Raw genomic sequence first — 23,444 nt, 5'->3', positions numbered from 1 at the left:
AGCGAACTGTTTTATACTCATTCTATTGAATTGTGATATGAGTGATGAAAATGAAGAGAGTATTAAACAGTGCACTAAATTTTCGGATTAGAAAAATAATACCGCCCATTTTTTCCGTTGCGGCGATAGCGTTATTGACGGGCACCAGTCAGGCGCAATCTCCTGTTTTCCCACCGGAACAAGTATTCCCTCAAAACCCGATTCCTGCTTATCCGGTTTCACCAAACAACGCTTACAGCAATTCTTATGGTCAGTTGAATCAGCCTAGTCTTCCGGGAAATTACTCAAGTAGTTTTCCAAATAATTTTACTAATAATTTCACGAATAACTTTCAAGGAAATCAGCAAGCTGCGACACAACCTTATCAAATCAATCAAAATCAACTGATTCAGGCGCAGCCTCAAACCCAGACGCAATCACAGCTTCAGAAACCACCACAAAAGCCTGAAAGAGAGTACTCAGGCTTTCTAGGTATTATTTTGGATATTTTACCCGAAGCCGTAATCGCGCAATTACCAGACGGCGTAACACAGGGTGTTCTGATTAAAGGTTTTTCAGACAATGCGCCAGCAGCAAGCAGTGAACTTAAGCCATACGATGTCATGTTTGCCTACGATGATATTAAACTTAACCACCCTGCCCAGTTCATTAAAATCGTTCGAGAAGATAAACCAGAACGTGAGGTAAAAATCAAAGTCGTTCGTAAAGGAGAAATTCTGGAGATTCCGGTTGTGATTGGCTCACAAAAAACACCTGACCCCAGAGAGTTTAACAGCCTTGAAATTAGACAAATCGGTAATAATAAATTTCGCGCGATCGTGAGATTTGTTGGGCCAAACGGAAATAAACAAATACGTTCGTACGAAGGAAGCCGTTCGCAGATTTTTGAGCAAGCTCATTATGCTCAGGATTTACCACAGGCAGAAAGACAGCAATTACTCAATGCAACACGCCCTATTTACAATAATTCAAATAACGGCTTCGGTAACTTCTTTCCCTTTGGTGGCAATAATAACGGCTACAACAATGGTTACAATAATGGCGGTAACTTTATGAATCCACGTCGATATTTTAATTGGTAGAGACAGCAAATATAAAAAAACCACGTCCATATTTACTATGAACGTGGTTTTAAATTATCAATCTATATTTTTCAGCTAAGCACTGAGCATCTTACTTAAATTCAAGCGCCAGTTTCTCGTATCCTGCTTGCTTAAGCTGATCTTTGGGAATGAATCGCAACGACGCTGAATTAATGCAATAGCGTAGGCCATTTGCACCTGGACCATCATCAAAAACGTGTCCTAAATGAGAGTCAGCAAATTTTGAACGAACCTCAACACGTGAATAAAACAGTGATTTATCGGCTTTTTCGACGATATTTGTAGCGACTAAAGGCTTGGTAAAACTCGGCCAGCCAGTCCCTGATTTATATTTATCTTTCGAACTGAACAAAGGTTCGCCAGACACCACATCCACATAGATGCCTTCCTGTTTATTGTTCCAATACTCATTGGAAAATGCTCGCTCTGTCGCATCTCTTCGTGCCACATCGAACTGAATTTTAGTCAGGGTTTTCTTAAGTTCTGCATCACTTGGTCGAACCCAATCAGCCGTTATATTTTTAATTGGAGCCATTTGATGCTGAGCATTCATTGCCGCATCTGCGCTAACGCTGGTAGGTTTATTGGCATACACCGAAAACCCTACCCCTGATAGAAAAAGAGCTAAGCTACCATAAAGAAAAAACGTCTTAAACTTGCCTACTTGCATGTACTTATCCTCTTTCGAATTATCATAATTAGTTGAATTATTTAGATCAGCCATCTTGTATACGTTCAAATTCAAAACAACGGTTTTGCCTTTGATTATTATTTCACATGTATATCAAAGATGGACCTTTCAAACTAATACGGCATATTTAACTCGCCGGATGCATATTAACGTGTTTGAGAAGAAATAATGGCTATATTCCCAGTATCCAGAACAACACAAAAAAAGACAGGCTGGAAAATATCGTCTGAAACGTAATGATACGAGACATCAAACTATGATCGCCCCCCATATTTTTCGCTAAAATATACGACGCTGGCGCAGTGGGTGATGCTGCAAAAATAAGAATAATTATCTGTGTCTGACGATCAAAACCAAACGCGACAGTGATGCCAAAAGCGATAACGGGGTAAATCAATAATTTCAACGCGCTGGCTGTTAAAAGCGGTCGTAATACCGACTTCAAATCTTTAACTATCAGCGCCGCACCAACTGCCATCAAGCCAATCGGCAAGGCAGTAGAACCCATCAAACTAATCGTAATCTGCACCGGAGAAGGTAGATGGAAATTACTCAAATTAAGCCCGATGCCGACAACACAGCCAATAATCAAAGGGTTTTTAATAATTTGCTTTAGCACTGCCATGAAGTTTGCAGGCCCGTGTCTTGTGCCATAACGATGCAATACGATCACCACCAGAAAATTCAATGCAGGAATCAGAATCGCGGTAATGATGACCGCAGTAATCAAGCCCGAATTACCAAAAAGGTTTTCCGCCAGCGACAAACAGATAAAGGTATTGAAACGAGTGGTCCCCTGAAACACCGAACTAAAACTCGGATTTTCAACCTTCAACAAAGGCTTTATCAATAAGGTAATCAAGCCGATGATCGCCATGCCCAAGCACAAGGCAGATATTAGCGGAATCGCATCCGTATCTGAGAGGTCCGCAACCGACATTTTCGACACCAGCATCGCAGGGAATAACACGTAATAAACCAGTTTTTCAGCGTCATTCCAGAATGCTTCGCTCATTAATTGGTAATGACGCATCGTGTAACCCATCACGATTAATAAAAATATGGGAAGAATGGCGTTGATCATGACAAATAAGTGACTGCTAATTGGCTACAAGAGAGGAGAATGTACTTCTGATTATTGAATTTGAATTATCCTATATTCTAGGTCTAAGAAGAAAGCAGAGTTTTGTCTTTTAGTCATTTAAATAGATGTAGAAAAAATCGCCTGAAAAAAAGTGCCCATAAGTGGGGAGGTGGCTTTCTTAGGCTCACCAAGAGCCAAGAAAGCCCATCGAAGATTCCGCAAGGAATCTTCGATGTACAATGGTCGATCAACAACTAATATCCTTAAGACTCAAAAGCTATAATCTAAACCTCACCAGGAGCCAAGAAAGTCCATCGGAGATTCCGCAAGTAATCGCCGATGTACCTTGAGTACTCATCTTCAATCTCAAGAGTTTTTCATTGTTATACTCGGCTACTTATTCACCCTGCTACGAATGTACTATTTGGCATTCATAAGAAACATAGCGATACTTCTCCATTACCGTTAAAATCGCGCGTTAAACCATCCACTGTCCGTATCCAACGAATCATATCGGTCAGCCCAATTAGTAACATAAAAGTTAAAGAAGTTAGTGAGTAGCCACATGAGTAGAAAAATTGAATTATTAGCACCCGGTGGCGATGTTGAAGCCATTAAAGCCGCCGTCATAGCAGGTGCCAATGCGGTCTACTGTGGTCTGGATAAATTCAATGCGCGCAATCGCGCTTCTAACCTTTCTTTTGATGACTTAACCGGTGTTATCCGATTAGCGCACAAATACGATTGTGAAGTGTTCCTGACGATGAACGTGGTGATTCTGGAACAAGAACTGCCTACCCTGATCAAACTATTGAATAAATTAGTCAACTCGGGCATCGATGGCATCATCGTGCAGGACCTTGGCGTATTCAATTTAGTGAAGAAGTATTTTCCGACGCTTGATATTCACGCTTCTACACAGATGACCACACACAACGAAGGGCAGATCAAGTTCCTCGCCAAGATCGGCGCATCACGCCTTAACTTATCGCGCGAGATGAATATCGACGAAGTGAAATCACTCACCGCCCTCGCCCACGAACACAATGTACTTACCGAAGTGTTTGTACATGGTGCCTTGTGCATCGCCTTTTCTGGTCAGTGTTATTCCAGCTCGGTGAGTGTGGGTAACTCGGGTAATCGCGGTAGCTGTAGCCAGGCCTGTCGTGAAGAATATGAAATCACCGAAGCGGGTAATAAATTTCCACTAAATCTTAAAGACAATTCGGCCTATTTTGATCTGCCTCAGCTGGTTGAAGCACAGGTTGATTCATTGAAAATTGAAGGTCGCATCAAAAACGCACACTATGTTTATACCGTGACCGACACCTGGCGCAAGTCGATCGATTCCTTTGTTGAATCAGGTAAGTTACTTGCTGACGATTCGAATTTGCATCGTGTTTTTAATCGCGATTTTACCAACTCGTTTTTACAGGGCAACCTGACGAAGGATATGTTCATCGACAACCCTCGTGATCACAGTATTAAACACGCGGTTGATAATAGTAGCGCTAAAACAGTGATTCAGATTCAGGAAATCAAAGACGACTTATTCGTTAAAAAAGATAAGATTGGCGAAGAACTGGCAGAGAAAACCCAATACCTGAGTATTGCAAAACTCCCATTGCAGATGACTTTTTCTGGTCAACTCGATCAACCATTAACGTTAACCATGACAATTGGCGATTCTGCTATCGATGATTTTGATGGTACGAATGGAGTGACGGCTAACAAAGTCCATACTTTGCAGACCGAATCAAAACTGCGCACAACCAAAGATTTAGCCATCACTCAAAGCGTTATTGAAAAGCGCTTCAAGAACTTTGCTAACGATGGTTATACCGTTGAAGGGTTTGATTGTAGCGATTTAGGCGAAGACTTAAGTATTCCGTTTAAAGAACTGACTTTAATGAAAAATCAGGCCGCTTATTTATTAAACGGTGAAGTTGATATTGTTCCTCATGTGGATATGCCTCGTTTAGAAAATCATCCTAAAACGTCGACTAAACACAGCATGTCGATTCTCATCGCTGACGAAAAAGATGTGCATTTATGTGACCTCACCGATGCAGATGTCTATTTCAAACTCCCTGAAAGCTGGAAAAAAGATAACGACAAATACATCGAAATCTTTGAGCGCAACCCGCAATTGATTCCGTGGTTCCCTGCGGTTTTAATCGGCAAAGATTATGATGAATCTGTGCGCTTACTCGAACGTATCCGCCCTGCTCGCATTGTCAGCAATAATACCGGTATCGCTTTTGTCGCCTACGAAATGGGCATAGAATGGATTGCAGGACCTTTCTTGAACACCACCAATTCCTATGCGCTATTAACACTACAAGAAGAATTGAATTGTGCCGGTGCCTTTATTTCTAACGAGATAAATCGCATTCAAATCAAAAATATCGCACGCCCTGAAAACTTCAAAATGCTCTACAGCATCTATCATCCTATTCTGATGATGACCAGCCGCCAGTGTTTCTTCCAGCAAACCGTTGGCTGCAAAAAACCCAGCATTGAAGATGGCTGCATGCTGAAGTGCAAAAAAGAAACCACAATTACCAGCGTTAGAGGTGTGAAGTACGCGATCGATAAACAACGTGGTGGTTACCCCAGCATTTACAATCACGAGCAATTCCTGAACCCGGAAATTGTTAATGACCTGGGCGATTTATTTGACGAGTTCTTTATCGATCTCACCAATATTGGTGCAGGTTCTAAACAGGAACACGACAAAACAGAATTGATTACGCACTTCGAAAACCTGTTAAATGCAGACAATGATTACGACAAAGAACAGGCGCAATTAGAGTTAAGCCACATGGTTACGCTTTCGACAAACGCCCAATACAGTCAAGGTTTGTAACGCTGTTTATGTCGACTAACACGCCACTGCCATTAGCGATTCTATATTCGTTACAAAACTGCCCTTATGCGATGCGTGCAAGGCTGGCACTGTTATTAGCTGAGCAACAGGTGCAATTACGTGCAATAACGATGAAAGACAAGCCAGAGGATATGTTACACGCCTCACCCAAAGGCACGGTGCCTGTTCTGATCGTCAAAAAACAACGACACAGCAAAGACGATGGATTTGATCCAGAGAATGATCAAGTTGTCGAAGAAAGCCTGGATGTAATGTTGTGGGCACTGAAACGCAACGACCCAGAAAATCTACTCTACTATAATGACCTAGAAGCACTCACAGAAATGCTAAAGGTCATCGAAGAAAACGACAAAGAATTCAAACCCAGTCTGGAAAAATACAAACGAGCTAAACGCTTTCACGGCGACGATCTAGAAACATGCCGCCTGGAATGTGAACCCTTTGTGCAAAAGCTGGAACAACGTTTATCTGAGAATGAATTCTTCATGGGTGCAACCCCCAGCTTATTAGACTTCGCGCTGCTGCCTTTTATTCGACAGTTTTCACGCGTAAATAAAGCGGTATTTGCACAAGACGAATACGCCAATTTGCGCCTATGGTTAAGCAAGCATTTGCAAAGTCGCTTATTTTCCAGAGCCATGTTCAAATATCCTTTGTGGTTGGAAACGGGTGAAGTTTGTGTATTTGGATTGGATTAATCTTTTTTAGTCACCCCCCTACTTTAGGGCACTTTTTATTCTATTTCTTGAAATGACAAAAAGAACTTATGCTTTGCGGAATGAGCTTGTGTTTTTGTCATTTAATAATATAAAGCGAATGTATGTAGAGCAAGGAGCGTTTTAGAACACTGTAAGTTAAAAACTTTTTAGAAATCCAAGGTGTTAACGATTTCATAAATAAAAGTACATAAAATCGGCCTTCACTCTACCTTCACTTAGTATAGATAAATCACCTAAAAACACCTTATCTAAGTCATTATTTTTACAATAAAATTCCCACAACGCCCTACAAGAATACAACCTGTATACACAAAATTTCTTTCTCAACATCCCACCTTATTTATTATGTGCGGACTCTGAAATACCACCATACCAAAGGCACTAAAATAACAATTTCAATGCCTATGTTTAGCCATTGCTTTGCCACTGAACCATCCAGCATTATCCCAATTAACCGAGCTACCAATAAACCAAAAAAAAGTGAAGAGAGGGTAGCTGCTATTGTTGTAATCCATGGTTGTATTTGATGATGAAACAGAAGTAAAAATCCGAAACCGATCAATAAACCCCACCATATTCTTCTTTCAACAGCTTCAAATGTATCACTGGGGATTGGCTTGTTGCTTACAAGCTCTGGGTTTGAGACTAAGACTAAGCCAACAATAATTAATGCAACACCAATAAATCTAAAAATACTAATATCCATAATATACTCCTGACATTGCACCACAGTTGATAATGCAACCCACTCAAATATTGTGTTATACAGTCTAATTCTGACAAGACTGAACTAACTGCTTGTTCTACTTTTCATAATAAGCTTTGTAGGCCTTTCCTAGTCCTATAAAAGCTGATTTCTGCGCTCTGCTAAAAACATATTTCATGAGCCAACCCGTTCCAAAGTATTTCGGATTGAAACCGCCTTTATATTTTGAAAGCAGTCCACCTTTGTGTACTTCAAAGGATAGCTCGCCACCAAAGTCGTTAACAGGCATGCTGCCGTTACGGGTTGTATAACTGAAATATTCTGGCGGACGAAAACCGACAATATCCTCTGTGATATTCATTGAACCTGATATCACAGAACGAACGGCACCTGCTCCTTGAGGAACATCTTTACCAGGCTTGATTATGGATATCTCCCCTGGCAAGATATCCGATTTTGACCAAGCCTCATAATCGAAGAACATATCCCAGAATTTTTGCCGATCAACATCGGGATAGAAATACTCTATTTCGTAATAAACCTTCTTGGTATTGTCCATCTTGTAGTTAGCTTTTGAACGCTTGCTTTGCCAACAACTTTGAATCATATTTTTCATCACCTTCAAAATGAGGAGCATAACGGTCAAAGGCCTTGGTGAGCTCTTCTGCTGTTTCCCAGAAATAATCTTTTGCCCAGGGATGAGATACAATATGGAATTCACGATTTTCAATCTGTGGCCAAATAATTTCTACAAACTCATCGGCAGGCATACCAACTTGTGTTAGCGCTTTGCTGCCTCCCAGCTCTGTTTGAACTATCCCCGGATAAATACAACTCACTTGGATATATTCAGGCATCTCTAGTCTCAATGTTTCGCAGATTGCTCTGGCAGCATACTTTGATGCGGCGTAGCTTCCGACCATAGGGCTGGGAATATATAAGCCCACTTCAGAATTCACGTTCAAGATCAATGCGGGGGAACCTTGCTCAATCAAACGCTTGCCAAATGCCCAAATGCCATTCAGCATTCCAAATATGTTGACGTCTAATACCTGCTGAAAAGCTTCTTTCGATGAATCGATAATTGGCTGCGGAACCCCAGAGACACCGGCATTATTGACAAGAACATCGACTTGTCCGAAATTGTTCCAGACATAATCTGCCAGTGCCTTAACATCATCTAACTCTGACACATCGCAAACCTTGTAATGGGCATCAAGCCCCTTATCTGTCATTTCTTTTACTGCTTGCTGAAGCCTGTCTTCGCGTCTGGCACAAATAATTACCTTTGCGCCTTCATGAGCAAATTTATTCGCTATTGAATTTCCGATACCTGTCGCTCCGCCAGTAACGACAACTACTTTGTTGTTGTAACTCTTCATAACTCTTTCCTATCTATGTATGGTGAATGCACCTATTTATAAATTCTGTTTACTGTTTCTTAACTTTATCTTGTTAAACAGTCCACTCAAACCCGGTCTCCTTTTCCGACCGACTCCATAATTTTTCCATAACGGTTTTGTCATATGCGTAAGGCTCCAAGGTGCCTTTGCCTACTGGGCCAATCATTTCCATACGTCCAGTGGGACCATAAAGCGCCCTCTGCTCCAGACCCTTTTGAGTTGCACACATCACCTCTGGATAAGCCCCTTTCTCAGCTGTTTGAACCATCGGTGACTTGGTCATAAGCCACCAGGCAATCCTCGTGATAATGCCGCCACTTGTACTGATCAAAGATGTTGCGGATGATCCGGGGTGACAAACATAGACTTGGACGTTTTTGTTTGTTGCTTTGACCTTGTCTTGAAGTTCGTAGGCAAACATCATTTGCGCCAACTTACTTTGACTATAAGCAGGATTGGCACTGTATTTTTTGTCCCAATTCATATCATCGAACTGGATTGTCCTCAGTCCTAGCTTGTAGCCAAGGCTAGCGACAACCACGATTCGCCCTTTAGACTCTTCAATACGACCAAAGAGCATTCCACACAGAACAAAATGGCCATAATGATTAGTACCAAGTTGGCTTTCAAACCCATCTACGGTAAGCTTTTGTGTCGGAACTTGTGCAATAGCAGCATTGCAGATCAGTGCATCGATTTGAGGAACCGTATTTAAGACTTCTGCTGCGGCTTCGCGCACACTCGCTAACACTGAAAGATCCATCCGAATGAACGTCACATCAGTGCCTGCACCAAATTCCTGTTTTAATAACTCAATAGCGGCTGTCGATTTATCTGCATTGCGGTTTAACATCACAACCTTTGCACCCTTAGACAATAGAATTCTACTGGCTTCAAAACCTGAACCACTATTAGCGCCCGTAATAATGTAAGTTTTACCTGCGAGAGAATCTAATTCCTCAGGGGTCCATCCCTTTTCTCCAAAATTCTTCGTAGTTTCCATGTAAATACTCCTGTCTAAGACAGTTAAATAATTGATGAGACTAACGTCTCGATTGAGATAACTATAACTCTCATAAATACTCTTAAATAGGCGAAATAATCTCTAAAAATTGCCTATTTGTATCATCATAATTGAAATATGTAATTTCTAGTGATACTTTCCGGTTATGAGTAAACAACAAATAAAACAATTGATTGAAAACAAAATTTTCGAAGACGGTATGGTGGGAACTGGCGTTGAGGGAGTAAAACTCTTCCGAGTGACAGACTCTATTCGATGCGCGCCAGCCGTCTATGAACCGACGGTTATAGCCATCCTTAATGGAGCAAAAGAAGCGATATTAGATGGTCAGCGATATGTATATGACAGCAATCAATACATGTGTTGTAGCATGTCGATGCCGGTTGAAGCAGGTACACCGACAGCCTCACCAGAGAATCCCCTTATAGGTGTTTATATTTCACTTGATACGAAAGTGATGACCGAACTAACGATAGAGATGGAAACTGCCCCCGGCGCTATACGAAAGCCCAACAGTGGCCCGCTCCCACAAGGTTTTGCACTTGCCCAATGGGACGACTCATTCTCAGAAGCATTATTACGCTTACTTCAATTAACAGATACTCCTGAAGATACCTCGGTACTGGGGAATGGGCGATTGCGCGAATTGTATTATGCTGTTTTAAAGGGCGACGCTGGAGATTCCGCAAGGCGCGCCTTTGGCGTGGGTAATGAAATTGCGCGATCCATTGAATATTTATCTACCCGACTAGACGAAGCAGTGACTATTGAAGAGATGGCCTCAAAAGCAGGAATGAGTCGCGCTGTATACCATCGAAAATTCAAACAGGCGACTACCTTGTCGCCCATTCAGTTTGTTAAATCCATGAAGCTAAACAGTGCAGCAATGAAGATAGCAGGCGGAATGAATGTAAACGTTGCGGCAATGGAAGTGGGCTACACCAGCTCTTCTCAATTCAGCCGAGAATTTAAACGTTTGTATGGGGAGTCACCTAAACAATGGAGTCACCTCAAGCAATTGGCATCTTAAAAAAGACGGAAAACTGTTGTAAATTTAAAGTAAGAACACTCCAATCTGTTGGGTGCGAGTGCATCAGATCAGCGTTAAGGCAGTGCCTTGCTGTCGCTTTTCATACTCAGGCAATACATCCATACTTGGCCATAACCCCGTTTTAAGGGCCTGATGATAGCCTTGGGTTAAATGTATTTTCAGCATTTGTTGACGCGCTGATTCAGCATCATATTTTAAGCGATGATGTCTAAAACGAATCTCATCATCAACAGTTTCCAATAGCGAAAACCAAACGGATTGAGTACCGTCATTCGCTGGCATGCCCAATGCGCCTGAGTTGTGCCACTGCTTGTTATCAATTTTTTTTGTGAATGGTAAACCGGAATGACCTGCAATAATGATATCTGTATCATCATTCTCATCACACAGTGAAAACTCATCGATAAAGTCTTTATCTGATTGGGAAGCAAACATAAATCGACTGGTATCAGAAACCGCACCGTGAACGACTCGAACTAATTTATCTTTAACGGTAAACTGTAAATGTTCGGGTAATTGTTTAAACCAATCTCTTTGGTCTTGTGTAGTCGCCGCATCGGCAATTGGATACCAACCTCGGGATAAAATATCGCAAGTCGTGTTTTCATCAAAACCACAACCGCAATCATCCGCTTTCGTGGCGAGTGATTGCTCAACATTCCCTTGAATACAATGAACGCCCCAGTCCCTAATGAGTTCCACCGTTTCGTATGGGTTACCACAGTAGGCAACAATATCGCCAGTGCAGATACATTGATCGGGAAGGAAATTATTTTCAGAAGCCCAGTCTCGTAACGCTTGAGTTGCTTGCAAATTAGAATAACAGCCACCAAAAATTAGCACTGGTGCTTCTACCTTTTGTAGATCCTGGGTACGAGCTTTGTTTGTCTTCTTAAAAGCCATCATCGAATAAATTCCTGATCAAAATGTTGTTAGTTGATAATACTATTGAGACATACCTATGTTAACCACTGCTTTTATTTTCAGCCAATTAGCAATGATATGAACCCTACTTAAGCAATAACGATATAAATAATCAAATGGATGTAGCACAATTAAGAATAGAAAATCACACCCCCCTACTTTTGGAAACTTTTTCCTGTCTAACGATCGTTTTTCCATCCTCTTCAAATAAGCCGAGACACGCAGAAAGTTGGCGAAGGTTTTGCAAGTTTGAGCAATTTCAGAATTGAGGTCTATTGAATAGCACCTCACGACAAACATAGAGAAAAATTTAATAGAACCATTCGCCACAGCATTATATTATCGAAAGAAAATTTCTCCTTCAAAATACATCATCAGGAACAAACCATGCTTACAGTGGCTACCTTAGGTCCTTCGGATAGTAACCATGATTTTGTTACGAAAAAATACCTGAAGACACTTGATATTAAGAAATCCTGTATTGTGCTATTTGAAGATTTTGACAGTGCTGTATCATTATTAAAAAGTGGAGAAGTCGATTGCATTATCCAATGCGCTGCTCATCCCGATGTCAGTAAAACCATTGGGGCTAACCTCGGTGATATTTTCGTCATTGATACGTTTATTTCTGAGAGCAAACCCTTAGCGGTAGTTACACAAACTGGAATAAAACAGCCAACATCCATAGGCTTTCACCCAGCGACTAGAGAATACGTGAACCTAAATCAGTGGACAGAGCATTACGAGGAGCAATCTACCGTCAGGGTAGCGGAAGGACTCCTATCCGGAAAATATCATTCTGGAATTACGGCATTGGACATTGCTGATAATAATCCCGGGGAATTTCGAGTCGACTCTGTGATCGGTTCTGCACAGGATGCGTGGATAGTCTATTCAACTCGTTCTGTTTATTCAGGAAACCTGATTACATGGCGTGATGGGCCCGGCGCATATTTATTGCGTGAAATTGCTTCAACTGAAAAGAGCGATTGAAAACCTAAGATAAGAATTATCAAACACCCAAGAAATATCCAATAAAAAAGTGCCCTAAAGGTGGGGGGTGGCTTAAAATATAACCCTATTCTCAAGCGATCGATCTAAAGCAACTCTACAAGCACAATAAGCATATAAAAATATGGATTCTGATGTTCTCTACAAAGTCATTTTATTCTGGCTGATTTTTTTTATTACACCCGGGCCCGTGTGGGTGTCGGTGATGGAAGCGACACGCAAGCTTTCTGTGCCCGAAATCATGGCGTTTTTCTTAAAGGTGTTTTTCCCAGCCAGCCTTTTTATTCAATCTACTCAGGCTGTCATTTCTGTTTTCTTTATTGGATTTGTCTCTACGTTTTTCTCTCAGGTTGGTTTGTTATTTTATATTCTGGGCGGCATGTACATCACTTACCTCGCTTACAAAACGTACAAGAGTAAACAGTCCAATACCTTATTCACTCTGGGCTTTGTCAATCTGGCAGTGATCATGTTGTTATCACCCAAAATCTGGTTATTATTTCCTTCGGGCGCGGCTATTGTTAATCAGCTGACAGCTAGCACCATCACCAATGCCTTGGTATTTGCATCGAGCATGATGTTGGTTTTAAGCGTTATGTTTGTGGTGTATGCAGCCATTGGTAAAATTGGCACGCGCTTACTCAAAGACAATTTTTCTTATCTTGCTACTGGTCTACTCTTACTGTTTGCGGTATTTTTGTTCAATGAAGCGTTTACAATAGGTTTTGCAAAAGCCTGAAACAGTGAATAATTAGAAGGCACTTAACAAAAACTAATTCTATCAAACGTACATTATTCGATTGAAAGGAGTCCGATATGAATCCATGGTTATTTCCGTGGTTAGGAATGTTTAAGGGACCATTAAGTGGCGATGTCACTCAGGATATTTCTCCTATTACGAGTCTGCTTTCACCGCAATTCGAATTTAACTTCGCGGGAGACCGCAGCATAGAATCAGAAGTCGTGGCTGACGTTGCCAGTTACGGTAAACAGCTTGGAATTTTGTCAGAGGCATTGATTGAAATTGCTGAAGGTAAACAAGGTGATGCCCTGAAAAGATTACAAAAGCTGACAATTGAAATAGAGGCAGTCAAGGATAGACACAAAGATAAACTTGAGCAAACTGTAAAAGCTGATCTGGATAAATTGAAAAAAGACGACCCTGAAAAACTTAAACAGCTGATTGATGAATATCGATAAGGCACTATGCTATATATTCACAACGTTTCCAATGTATTAGCTTAAAAAGGCTGGCACCCCCCTACTTTAGGGCACTTTTTTCTGGAAGTGCCCTGTCTTCATCAAGAGTGTCTTTACAGGTTGATCAACTTGTTTGATGCTGATGTACGGCCAGTTGTTCAAATGCGAGAGCAACCCAGCCACTGACTAACATATCAAACCATTGTTCTACACCGCTACACGCGACGACCACATTGCCGTAAACAAAGGATCCGTAAAAAGGTAAATCACCCTCTCGTAAAGAGGATGGGTGTATTGCTTGTGTTACAACGTTTGGCTGACTGTCGCGCCATGCCTGTTCCGCTTTGCTACGTGCAAATTCATCGTAAGGATTTTCCCAAACATCAGTATTACGGATGGATTCCTGATATAAAATCGCATCGTTAAAGTCACATTCCCAGGGTTTTAACCGGGGATCCATAATAACGATATGAAGTTCTTTTCGATTAGTCCGTTCGAACAAAGCTTCTATTGATGGTTTAACTAATTCAATAGCCTGTTGTGCGATTTCTTCATGCTTCATATTTTTTGACCCCATATTTAGTGAAACCTTTTCTTCAAAGAAAAGGTTTTAACGATGTGATTTCAGCTTTGCGTTTTGTCTACGTAGTGTTTGAATTACTTTTCTAGTTTAAGAAAGTAATCAAAGATTTCGGGGACATTACCTTCACCTAGACCTGCATCCAGTGCCGCTTTTAGATTTGCAGAAGTGCCTTCAGCAATGGCTGTTTTGCTTCCGAGGTCGTTAACCATTTCTACGAAATAGCCAATATCCTTATTTGCATTTGCGATTGAGAAACCCAAATCACTCACGCCATCTACGGCATAGTTCTTACAGAACTGCATAAAAGGCGAGTTAGAAGGACCTGCCGACATAATGTCGAACAATTGCTGACCATCGATACCCGAAAGTTTCGCCACAGCAAATGCTTGCGACATTGCACAAACGGTCGTCATGCCAAGGAAATTATTGATTAGCTTAGTAGTATGACCTGTACCTAACGCGCCTAAGTAGAAGACATTCTCGCCTTGCACATCCAGAACTGGCTTAACCTTTTCGAATGTTTCTTTATCACCAGCCGCCATGATATTCAGCAAACCATCTTTAGCGTGAGCCGGAGTTCGACCTAATGGTGCATCGATCATACCTGCCCCTTTTGCCGCAAGATCAGCACCTATTTTACGTGTAGAAGCCGGAATAGATGTACCGAAATCGATCACTACAGAACCTTCTTTTATGCCTGCCAGAATTCCGTCTTCTGCATACATCATGTTTTCTACAACATCTGAAGTTGTCAGACAAAGCATGACGATGTCGCTCGCTTCAGCTAATTCCTTCGCTGAACTTGGGGCGCTCGCATTTCCACGCGAAAGTACAGTTGCAACGGCATCCTTGTCGAGATCCATCACGTTTAATTGAAAACCATTCTTTTGAAGGCATTCAACCATATTGCCACCCATGAGGCCGAGTCCGATAAAGCCTACTGTTGGGAGATTTGTATCTGTCATAATTTTTGACCTGCTTGTTTAATTAGTTAGTTAATTGGTTAAATGATTGATTATTTTGTGTAAATTTAAAAAGTTACTCTAATCTGGTGTTTATCGGTAAAACATTTCAGGAAGGTATAAAACGATTTCCGGAACAAATGTGATTAACAATAAAACGAAGATAAGGGGGATTAAAAAAGGTGCTGTTGATTTAACACATTTTTCGAAACTGACCCCGGAGACATCCGAGAGAACGTACAACACCATTCCCACGGGAGGTGTAAGCAAACCTAGCATTAAGTTTAAAACAACAATAATACCCAGATGTACAGGGTCTATACCGACTGCTGTTGTGATTGGAATAAGTATAGGAACCAGTATGGTCATTGCAGCTATCGTTTCCATGAACATGCCGATTAGCAAAACCAGAACCATTATTATTAATAAAATAACAGTTTTATTGTCTGACAGGTTTAACAGAAAATCACCCAAGTGTTGTGCGACCTGATTCGCCGTCAAAACCCAGGCAAAAACCGCGGCACTGGCAATAATCATCAAAATAGCGGCAGTGGTTTCGATAGTATCCATGGAGACTCTGACGATATGTCGCCAGGTCAGCGTTTTATAAACAACCAATCCCAATAATAAAGAGTACATAACAGCAGCCACTGCAGATTCAGTCGGTGTAAACACACCTGTAGAGACACCACCGATGATAATCACAGGTGTGAGCAAAGGTAATATGGCTTTCTTAAAGGTGTGTGAAAGTACTGCTAATTCGAAGTGACTATCTCTAGGATAGTTTCGTTTTTTAGCGTAATAGGCAATCATTATCATCAATGACAGAGCCATCAAAAGTCCCGGAATAAGACCCGCTGCAAATAATTCCCCGATAGAAACCGAGGCCATGACACCATAAATCACTAAAGGCAGAGATGGCGGAATGATTGGACCAATAATGGATGATGCGGCCGTAATTCCTACAGAAAACTCATCATCATAATCGGCATCTCTCATCGCCTTGATTTCGATATTTCCTAAACCACCCGCATCAGCAACAGCAGCGCCTGACATGCCGGCAAAGATCACGCTGGCACCTACATTTACGTGGCCCAAACCGCCGTGCATCCACCCTACCATTGCTCTGGCGAAGGCAAATATCTTGGTGGTTATGCCTGCGGTGTTCATTAAGTGCCCAGCCAGAATAAAAAACGGAATGGCGAGCAATGGAAAGCTGTCGATACCATTGATCATATTATGCGCCAGTACGACATCGGGTAGACCATCAATCAAAATATAGACTAATGATGCTAAGCCCAGAGACACCGCAACCGGTGCTCCAATGACTAGCAATACAATTAAAGTAACAAATAAAAGTGTGAGAGCCATTAATAATCCTTAATATTCAGTTTTTCAGTGTAAATATCTTGAGCCGAGGTTTTTATGTATTTCACAATATTAAAAACGGCAAATACCACTGATACAAAACAAGCGATGGTCACGATGTAATAAACAATATTTTTGGGGAGGTTGACGGACACCATGTTTTGCGTAGTTTCGCTGGCAAGCACATAACATAACCAGCCTAAATAAGTGAAAAAGCCACCGACTAATACTTCAACCAGAAGCACGATAACCTTTACTGACTTTGCACTTAGGTAGCGATAAAAGAATTCTAAAAAGATATGTTTATGCTTTCGTACATTACTGGCAGAACCAACAAAAGCTAACATAATCAGAATGTATCGCGCGATTTCTTCAGTCCAGGATAGACTGTCGTTTAAGACATAACGCGTAATAAACTGTAACGCCACGATGACAAATAAAACAAAGAAAATGAATAAGACCGGTATATCAAACCATTTCACATCGGAAATATTATCGCTAACTTCTGCTTCAGCTTCTAATTCTTCGATCGTCTTTTCTGTTTTTGTATTCATAATTATATGTGTATTAATGTCCCCCTTCTTTTTACACATGAGTTGGCGCTAAAGAGCCAGTGCAAAACACGTGCACGCACGATCTAAAGAACAAGCGTCTTTATAAAAAGAAGGGGGAGATTTAATTAATTACCAGGAATAGCCTGTAACTTTTTCAAGTCTTCTGCAGTGAAAGGCAAGCTTGGATCATCAAGTAAAGGAGTTACCTTGGTGATAAATGGCGCACGATCAACGTCATTTACAGTGATGCCTTTACCCTTAAACCAATCAACTAAAGTCTGTTCCGCAGCGATAATTTCTTCAGTCGTCCATTTAGCCGCTTCTTTTAATTCAGCGATAACAACTTTTTGATCGGCATCACTCAACTTGCCCATCGCTCTTTCCGACACAATAGTCACAACCGAATCTACGATATGGCTTGTTAAGTTAATGTTAGATTGCACTTCATAAAAACGCTTGGCTTTAATCGTTGTTAGTGGATTTTCCTGTGCGTCTACTACGCCTTGTTGTAATGCTAGATATACTTCAGCAAATGCCATTGGTGTAGGGTTTGCTCCTGTCGCTTTCGGAAAAATGATAAATGCAGGTGCATTAGGCACTCGAATCTTCAAATTTTTCATGTCGTCAGGCTTGGTGATTGGCTTGTTAGAAGTAACATGTCTTGCGCCATAATAATTCAGTGCAACAACGCGCGACTTATTATTGGTTGCTTTGCCGTAACCTGCGGCAATCTCTTTAAAAAGATCACTATCACGATAGTTTTTCCAGTGATCTAATCCTCTTAGAGTAAAAGGAAAGTTAGTCATTGAAATCGGGCCATAGGCAGCACCAGCAAAACTCGCACCGGTATAGATAACATCAACCGTACCGAAAGAAAGACCTTCGTTGATTGCAACTTCTTTACCTAATTGCGAAGCCGGAAATACTTTGACCTTAACGCGGCCTTCCGTGGCTTTTTCTATTTTCTCAGCGGCCATTTCAGCGGCTTTGTGTAATGGGTGACTCACCTCATATACATGGGCAAACTTTAACTCTTCAGCTGCCTGAGCATTAAAGCTTGTTAGCAGGGCTACCGTTAATACGACACCCATTTTTTTTAACATTTTCATTTCCTATCTCCTTGAAGTAAAAGACAACTCAAAATGAGTTGCGCCTAAATTTCCTATTCACTCAATGCCTCAGGTATACAAAGTTTCCGAGCCTGTCGTTTACTTTGAATACATGGCTTATTCAGTTAATAGGTAAATTCTCCTGACATGACGCTACGCGGGGTTGGTCAATGCCACTTTATTATATGTTTCGTATTATGAAACTACGTTGCTTAGTATTGAACGTTTAACTTAAAGTAGAACTGAATTGAAAACTTGTCAACAAAAAACCTCTAATAATGAAATATAATTTCTTGACATCACATACCATTTCATAATATGAAACGTACATGGAAGATAAAATTACAAAATTGAATACAATTGGCAAAGCAATTAGTGTTATTGAAACGATTCGAATGGCAAACCGTCCACTTAGAATCAAAGAGATCGCTGAAGCTTTAGATTTAAATAAATCATCGCTACATCACCATATAAAGACCTTGACCGAATTTGGATATTTACAACAGGATTCTGATTCACGGAAATATGATATTGGTCTTAATCTGGTAAGAGTTGGGCAATCTTATTTGCAGCGTCTGGATGTACGTGAAAGAGGACATATCTATCTGGAGCAATTAAGCAACGAACTAAACCAGACCGTTCACATGCTGGTGCTAGATCACGACGAAGCGGTGTATATTGATAAAGTGGATGTCAATCACCAACCTGGCGCATTGCAATGTTCATCGTTTATTGGAAAACGAACCGACCTCTATTCAACGGCATCCGGCAAGGTGTTGTTGTCGAATCTGGAACAGGGATCATTGAATGCTATTCTGGAAAATATAAAATTAAAACCCATCACGCCTTACACGCTCACAGACGTAACTGAATTTGAAGAAGACTTAATTCGCTGTAAAGAGCGCGGCTATGCCATGGACTTGCAAGAGCACTCAATGGGTTTGCAGTGTATTGCTGTTCCTATTGTAAATTCACATTCTCAATGCGTTGCGGCGGTTAGTGTCTCGTGCCCTATTGCAACAATTTCGACTGAAGAATTGGAAACAACCGTATTAGAAAAACTCAAAGATACCGGGATGAAAATATCTTCTGTGATGGGCTATATTGCGACCTATTGATTAAGACTAGATAAGAGTCGAATGCCACGTTATTCGTATCTTTTCTAAAGGCATTAATAGAAAAACTACCAGCCGAAGCGCAGCGGAGACAACAGCTTTAGCTGACCCGAAGGGCGAGTAAAACGAGTCATAAGTAGGGGGGGTGCCAGTTAAACTTATTAAAACTTTTGATAAGAATGAAACAATGGGATCAAACTCTTAAAACAAGAAAAGCTCTTTTCAGAGCTTTTCTTGTTTATTATGGTAGTCAAAACCTATAGCAGACTTATTTATCGAGCGCCGTATTTAATGCTTCCATAAATCGCGCATGATTTTCGTATAAGGTCATGTGACCTAGACCTTCTAATTCGAGCAGGGTTGACCCTTTGATAAGCTTTTGTGCGTTTTTCCCAAGCTTGTTATATTCACCAAGCTTTATGGTAACACCTTCTTTTTTCCAGCCTCTGCCAGGACCTGTTTTATCTCTAGTCCCGATAATCAGGAAGGTTTCACTGGTAATATCAGGTAATCTAGCAACAACATTTTCTGAGAATATAGGACCGTAGGTTAAGGCATTATTCCATGCAACCACCGGCCAATCTTCACTTGCCAGCATGCCTTTTAGTGGAATCAAAAGCTTGTCGTACTCTGGATCCCAATCGCCATCGTAGTAATTCTTCTTTTGATAGCCTTTTGCGCCCTTGAGGGTTTTAGCCAGTTCTCTTTTATAGAAAAAATTCACGTCTTTGACTTGCGCATATTTACCGTAATCTTCTAATCCCAATGGATTCATTAAAATCAGTTTATCCACGTATTCACTATGATTCACAGCAAAGGTCGCAGCGACCATACCGCCCATAGAGTGCCCCACAATAACCGCTTTTTTAATGCCCAGACTATCCAGTAGAGACTTGGTATTTAAACCCAACTGCCCAAAGCTGTATTGGTAATAATCTGGCTTGGATGATTTACCAAAACCGATCTGGTCCGGCATGATCACTCTGTATTTTTTCTTAAGCAGGTCTTTCGCAACCTTTTCCCAGTAGTAACCTGAAAAGTTTTTGCCATGTAATAAGACTATGATTTTGTCAGAATCTTTATCTCCGACATCCATGTAGCGCATTTTCAAGTCTTGTTGCTGTGAGTTAAACTCGAAAGTACTCACTTCAAAAGGATATTCAAACCCATCCAGTTCTTTGTTGTACTTTAACGTTTCTTCGGCCAATACCTGTGTACTGAGCACAAATAAAGCAACTAACATTAGTATATATTTATTCATCTTAACCTCGTCTTTTCTTAATGTGTTTTTAATTTTATATCCGAACTAACGGAGATTTAAGCCACTTACATGGTTCTCACTCGTATCCTTTTAAACGTGGTTATCACAGCATCGAAGTACGACAGAATAATTTTGAAAAACTGTAATAGGTCTATTTAGCGGGAATTGAATAGTCATCTCTTTAGAAAATAATTTGAATTCACGATGACTGAGAAAAATTATAGGACTCTCTCGCTATTATTTTGGTTCTTTACATAAATTTACAAACACGAGTCAGCTTAGATCGATTAATCCTCAAATAAAAATATGCCCCAAAGTGAGGGGGTGTATTTGTGTAAAACACTCCCCTCCACTATTTGAAAACTTATCCATGTTTTATAGATAACTTCATTTAAAAGCACCTATGCAGCTGCCTTATTTAATTGCTTACTCGCCTCGACCATGTTTATCAACGCTGGTTTTACCTCTTCCCAGTTACGCGTTTTTAAACCGCAATCCGGATTGACCCAAAGACGCTCTGCGGGAATTCGCTGCGTGGCTTTCTGCATCAGATTGACCATCGCTTCAACCGTTGGGATATTTGGCGAATGAATATCATAAACGCCCGGTCCTATTTCATTCGGGTATTGGAATTGGTCGAACACATCGAGTAATTCCATATCCGAACGTGAGGTTTCGATGGTAATCACATCCGCATCCATATCGGCAATCGCTTTAATGATGTCGTTGAATTCCGAATAACACATGTGCGTGTGAATCTGCGTTTCATCTTTTACGCCATTGGCGGTAATGCGGAAGGCTTTGATTGCCCAATCCAGATACGCCTGCCATTCTGCTTTGCGTAACGGTAGCCCTTCTCTTAATGCAGCTTCGTCTATCTGAATCATGCTAATGCCTGATGCTTCCAGGTCTAACACTTCATCACGTATCGCCAGTGCCAGCTGCAAACAGGTATCGGCGCGTGTTTGGTCGTCTCTGACGAATGACCAGTTGAGAATAGTCACGGGTCCTGTCAGCATGCCTTTCATTGGCTTTTCAGTGAGTGATTGCGCATACCTGCTCCACTCGACGGTCATTGCCGTCGGGCGTGAAATATCGCCATAAATAATCGGTGGTTTTACACAGCGCGAACCGTACGATTGCACCCAACCAAATTGGCTAAACGCATAACCTGTGAGCTGCTCACCAAAGTACTCAACCATATCGTTACGCTCAGCTTCACCGTGGACTAATACGTCTAAACCGAGTTCTTCTTGTTCGCGAATACAACGCTTGATCTCTTCTTGCATCGCGTTTTTGTAGTTATCATCAGACAAAGTCCCAGCTTTATAATCACGGCGAGATTGTCTAATTTCACCGGTTTGCGGGAAGGAGCCGATGGTCGTGGTTGGATACAAAGGCAAGTCGAAACGTTGTTGTTGTCGTTTTGCGCGCTCTGTAAAAGATGACACGCGGTTTTGCATTTCATCGTTAATTTGTGCCACACGCGATGCAACCGCATTGTCATGCACACGATCTGAATTATTCCGGCTTTCAATCGCTTTGGCATTATCGGCTAAGGCATCGGCGACTACTTTTTCGCCTTCATTTAAAGCACGAGAAAGAATCGTCACTTCGTCTAGTTTTTGAATCGCAAAAGACAACCATGACAGTACCTCGGCATCCAGTTTTTCTTCACTTTCCAGATCAACTGGTACGTGCAATAAGGAACAGGAAGGCGCTAGCCATAACCTGTCTCCCAATAACTCATGAATAGGCTTCAACCATTCCAGTGTTTTATTCAGATCTGTTTTCCAGATATTACGTCCGTTCACCACACCTAAAGAGATCACCTTGAAATTAGGCAACCAATCGATGAGTTTTAACACTTCATCTTTGGCGTTAATCGCGTCTAAATGGATACCATCGACGGGTAGTTCGCAGGCCAGATTTAGGTTCTCTTGTAGCTTGCCAAAATAGGTGGTTAATAAGAATTTAACGCTGGTACGCTTTAAACTGTAATAGGCTTTTCGTAAAGCATGTTGCCAGTCTTCGTCTAACTCTAAAACCAGAATAGGCTCATCAATTTGTAACCACTCTACCCCAGCTTTCTCTAATTCAAGTATCAACTGCGCGTAAGTTGGAATTAATTGATCAAGTAAATAGAGTTTATTAGAAGCGTCTTTTGCTTTACCCAACCAAAGGTAACTTACAGGGCCGATAATGACAGGTTTAACATTAACTCCTTGTGCTTTTGCCTCTTCGATTTGCGCCAGAATACGACTCGCATCCAGCTTGAATGTAGTGTCTTTATCGAATTCAGGCACGATGTAATGATAGTTGGTATCGAACCATTTGGTCATTTCGCCTGCTTGAACACAGGAACAGTCAGACTCGGTTGCAGATGATCGTCCTCTCGCGACACGGAAGTAATCATCCAGGGAATTGTCAGATACGTTTTGCACACGCTGAGGAATATTACCGAGCATGAAGCTAGTATCTAGCACCTGATCATAAAAAGAGAAATCACCGACAGGAGAATAATCCAGCGCCTGTTGTTCTTTCCAGTGATTCTGTCGCAGTGATGCACCAGTGTTTAATAATTCCTGTTGCGAGATTTCCTGCTTCCAATACTTTTCTAATGCGTATTTTAGTTCTCGTTTTTTACCAATTCGAGGGAATCCCAAATTATGTGTAATAGCCATTG

22 protein-coding genes are annotated in these 23,444 nt (G+C 41.2%); 8 read left to right on the top strand and 14 right to left on the bottom strand.

The features are described from left to right. Nucleotides 1-50: 50 nt before the first annotated feature. Nucleotides 51-1,082, top strand: coding sequence for a PDZ domain-containing protein (locus tag OO007_RS16335; protein ID WP_325809590.1), 1,032 nt, complete (start codon nucleotides 51-53; stop codon nucleotides 1,080-1,082). Nucleotides 1,083-1,173: 91 nt separating this feature from the next. On the opposite strand, the gene msrB is transcribed toward OO007_RS16335, so the two are convergent. Continuing rightward, on the bottom strand, nucleotides 1,174-1,638 hold the full coding sequence (gene msrB, locus OO007_RS16330) for a peptide-methionine (R)-S-oxide reductase MsrB (RefSeq protein ID WP_207907125.1): 465 nt from the start codon (nucleotides 1,636-1,638) through the stop codon (nucleotides 1,174-1,176). Between the two features lie 328 nt (nucleotides 1,639-1,966). Beyond that, complete coding sequence (locus OO007_RS16325) at nucleotides 1,967-2,878, bottom strand: AEC family transporter (RefSeq protein ID WP_325809589.1); 912 nt, start codon at nucleotides 2,876-2,878, stop codon at nucleotides 1,967-1,969. Between the two features lie 565 nt (nucleotides 2,879-3,443). Between OO007_RS16325 and OO007_RS16320 the strand changes: the two genes are divergently transcribed. Then, nucleotides 3,444-5,747 carry a peptidase U32 family protein gene (locus tag OO007_RS16320; RefSeq protein ID WP_325809588.1) on the top strand — a complete coding sequence of 768 codons (2,304 nt, stop codon included), beginning with the start codon at nucleotides 3,444-3,446 and terminating at the stop codon, nucleotides 5,745-5,747. A gap of 8 nt (nucleotides 5,748-5,755) precedes the next feature. Then, complete coding sequence (locus OO007_RS16315; RefSeq protein WP_325809587.1) at nucleotides 5,756-6,466, top strand: glutathione S-transferase; 711 nt, start codon at nucleotides 5,756-5,758, stop codon at nucleotides 6,464-6,466. 364 nt (nucleotides 6,467-6,830) lie between these two features. On the opposite strand, the gene OO007_RS16310 is transcribed toward OO007_RS16315, so the two are convergent. The 4 genes from OO007_RS16310 to OO007_RS16295 form a co-directional block, all read right to left on the bottom strand. Then, nucleotides 6,831-7,193 carry a DUF4345 family protein gene (locus tag OO007_RS16310; RefSeq protein ID WP_131906601.1) on the bottom strand — a complete coding sequence of 121 codons (363 nt, stop codon included), beginning with the start codon at nucleotides 7,191-7,193 and terminating at the stop codon, nucleotides 6,831-6,833. Between the two features lie 97 nt (nucleotides 7,194-7,290). Next, nucleotides 7,291-7,752: a hypothetical protein gene (locus tag OO007_RS16305; protein WP_325809586.1), complete on the bottom strand. Its 462-nt coding sequence runs from the start codon at nucleotides 7,750-7,752 to the stop codon at nucleotides 7,291-7,293. Nucleotides 7,753-7,759: 7 nt separating this feature from the next. Next, on the bottom strand, nucleotides 7,760-8,575 hold the full coding sequence (locus tag OO007_RS16300) for an SDR family NAD(P)-dependent oxidoreductase (protein ID WP_325809585.1): 816 nt from the start codon (nucleotides 8,573-8,575) through the stop codon (nucleotides 7,760-7,762). Nucleotides 8,576-8,648: 73 nt separating this feature from the next. Continuing rightward, nucleotides 8,649-9,599 carry an SDR family oxidoreductase gene (locus tag OO007_RS16295; RefSeq protein WP_325809584.1) on the bottom strand — a complete coding sequence of 317 codons (951 nt, stop codon included), beginning with the start codon at nucleotides 9,597-9,599 and terminating at the stop codon, nucleotides 8,649-8,651. A 166-nt stretch (nucleotides 9,600-9,765) separates the two neighbouring features. Here OO007_RS16295 and OO007_RS16290 point away from each other — a divergent pair, with 166 nt between their 5' ends. Beyond that, nucleotides 9,766-10,650 carry an AraC family transcriptional regulator gene (locus OO007_RS16290; protein WP_131906605.1) on the top strand — a complete coding sequence of 295 codons (885 nt, stop codon included), beginning with the start codon at nucleotides 9,766-9,768 and terminating at the stop codon, nucleotides 10,648-10,650. 63 nt (nucleotides 10,651-10,713) lie between these two features. On the opposite strand, the gene OO007_RS16285 is transcribed toward OO007_RS16290, so the two are convergent. Continuing rightward, nucleotides 10,714-11,577 carry a metallophosphoesterase family protein gene (locus tag OO007_RS16285; RefSeq protein ID WP_325809583.1) on the bottom strand — a complete coding sequence of 288 codons (864 nt, stop codon included), beginning with the start codon at nucleotides 11,575-11,577 and terminating at the stop codon, nucleotides 10,714-10,716. A 405-nt stretch (nucleotides 11,578-11,982) separates the two neighbouring features. Between OO007_RS16285 and OO007_RS16280 the strand changes: the two genes are divergently transcribed. The 3 genes from OO007_RS16280 to OO007_RS16270 all read left to right on the top strand — a co-directional run bounded on the left by OO007_RS16280 (nucleotide 11,983) and on the right by OO007_RS16270 (nucleotide 13,806). Then, complete coding sequence (locus tag OO007_RS16280; RefSeq protein ID WP_325809582.1) at nucleotides 11,983-12,588, top strand: hypothetical protein; 606 nt, start codon at nucleotides 11,983-11,985, stop codon at nucleotides 12,586-12,588. A gap of 142 nt (nucleotides 12,589-12,730) precedes the next feature. After that, the gene (locus OO007_RS16275; RefSeq protein WP_325809581.1) at nucleotides 12,731-13,345 is read left to right on the top strand and encodes a hypothetical protein; all 615 of its coding nucleotides are present in this window, start codon (nucleotides 12,731-12,733) and stop codon (nucleotides 13,343-13,345) included. A 77-nt stretch (nucleotides 13,346-13,422) separates the two neighbouring features. Further along, nucleotides 13,423-13,806 (top strand): hypothetical protein, encoded by a 384-nt coding sequence (locus OO007_RS16270; RefSeq protein ID WP_131906609.1) that lies wholly within the window; start codon nucleotides 13,423-13,425, stop codon nucleotides 13,804-13,806. Between the two features lie 124 nt (nucleotides 13,807-13,930). On the opposite strand, the gene OO007_RS16265 is transcribed toward OO007_RS16270, so the two are convergent. From OO007_RS16265 to OO007_RS16245, 5 genes are all read right to left on the bottom strand, one after another. After that, on the bottom strand, nucleotides 13,931-14,368 hold the full coding sequence (locus OO007_RS16265) for a hypothetical protein (protein ID WP_325809580.1): 438 nt from the start codon (nucleotides 14,366-14,368) through the stop codon (nucleotides 13,931-13,933). A 95-nt stretch (nucleotides 14,369-14,463) separates the two neighbouring features. Beyond that, a complete protein-coding gene (locus OO007_RS16260; protein WP_325809579.1) occupies nucleotides 14,464-15,354 on the bottom strand; it encodes an NAD(P)-dependent oxidoreductase in 891 nt (296 codons plus the stop codon). Between the two features lie 90 nt (nucleotides 15,355-15,444). Beyond that, entirely contained in the window at nucleotides 15,445-16,722 is a 1,278-nt protein-coding gene (locus tag OO007_RS16255) for a TRAP transporter large permease (protein WP_325809578.1), read from the bottom strand. After that, complete coding sequence (locus tag OO007_RS16250) at nucleotides 16,722-17,273, bottom strand: TRAP transporter small permease (protein WP_325809577.1); 552 nt, start codon at nucleotides 17,271-17,273, stop codon at nucleotides 16,722-16,724. The genes OO007_RS16255 and OO007_RS16250 overlap by 1 nt, the downstream gene beginning before the upstream one ends. 125 nt (nucleotides 17,274-17,398) lie before the next feature. Continuing rightward, on the bottom strand, nucleotides 17,399-18,382 hold the full coding sequence (locus OO007_RS16245; protein ID WP_131906614.1) for a sialic acid TRAP transporter substrate-binding protein SiaP: 984 nt from the start codon (nucleotides 18,380-18,382) through the stop codon (nucleotides 17,399-17,401). Between the two features lie 329 nt (nucleotides 18,383-18,711). Between OO007_RS16245 and OO007_RS16240 the strand changes: the two genes are divergently transcribed. Then, on the top strand, nucleotides 18,712-19,500 hold the full coding sequence (locus OO007_RS16240) for an IclR family transcriptional regulator (RefSeq protein ID WP_131906615.1): 789 nt from the start codon (nucleotides 18,712-18,714) through the stop codon (nucleotides 19,498-19,500). Nucleotides 19,501-19,765: 265 nt separating this feature from the next. Here OO007_RS16240 and OO007_RS16235 read toward each other — a convergent pair whose 3' ends face one another. Together OO007_RS16235 and metE are read right to left on the bottom strand one after the other, a co-directional pair. Beyond that, nucleotides 19,766-20,758 carry an alpha/beta fold hydrolase gene (locus OO007_RS16235; protein WP_325809576.1) on the bottom strand — a complete coding sequence of 331 codons (993 nt, stop codon included), beginning with the start codon at nucleotides 20,756-20,758 and terminating at the stop codon, nucleotides 19,766-19,768. A gap of 401 nt (nucleotides 20,759-21,159) precedes the next feature. Beyond that, complete coding sequence (gene metE, locus OO007_RS16230; protein WP_325809575.1) at nucleotides 21,160-23,442, bottom strand: 5-methyltetrahydropteroyltriglutamate--homocysteine S-methyltransferase; 2,283 nt, start codon at nucleotides 23,440-23,442, stop codon at nucleotides 21,160-21,162. Nucleotides 23,443-23,444: the final 2 nt, after the last annotated feature.

The sequence above is a fragment of the Cocleimonas sp. KMM 6892 genome, from assembly GCF_035798195.1.
GTDB lineage: Bacteria > Pseudomonadota > Gammaproteobacteria > Thiotrichales > Thiotrichaceae > Cocleimonas > Cocleimonas flava.
Note: the sequence above shows the minus strand (reverse complement) of the source record. Positions and strands in the feature narration are given on the sequence as shown.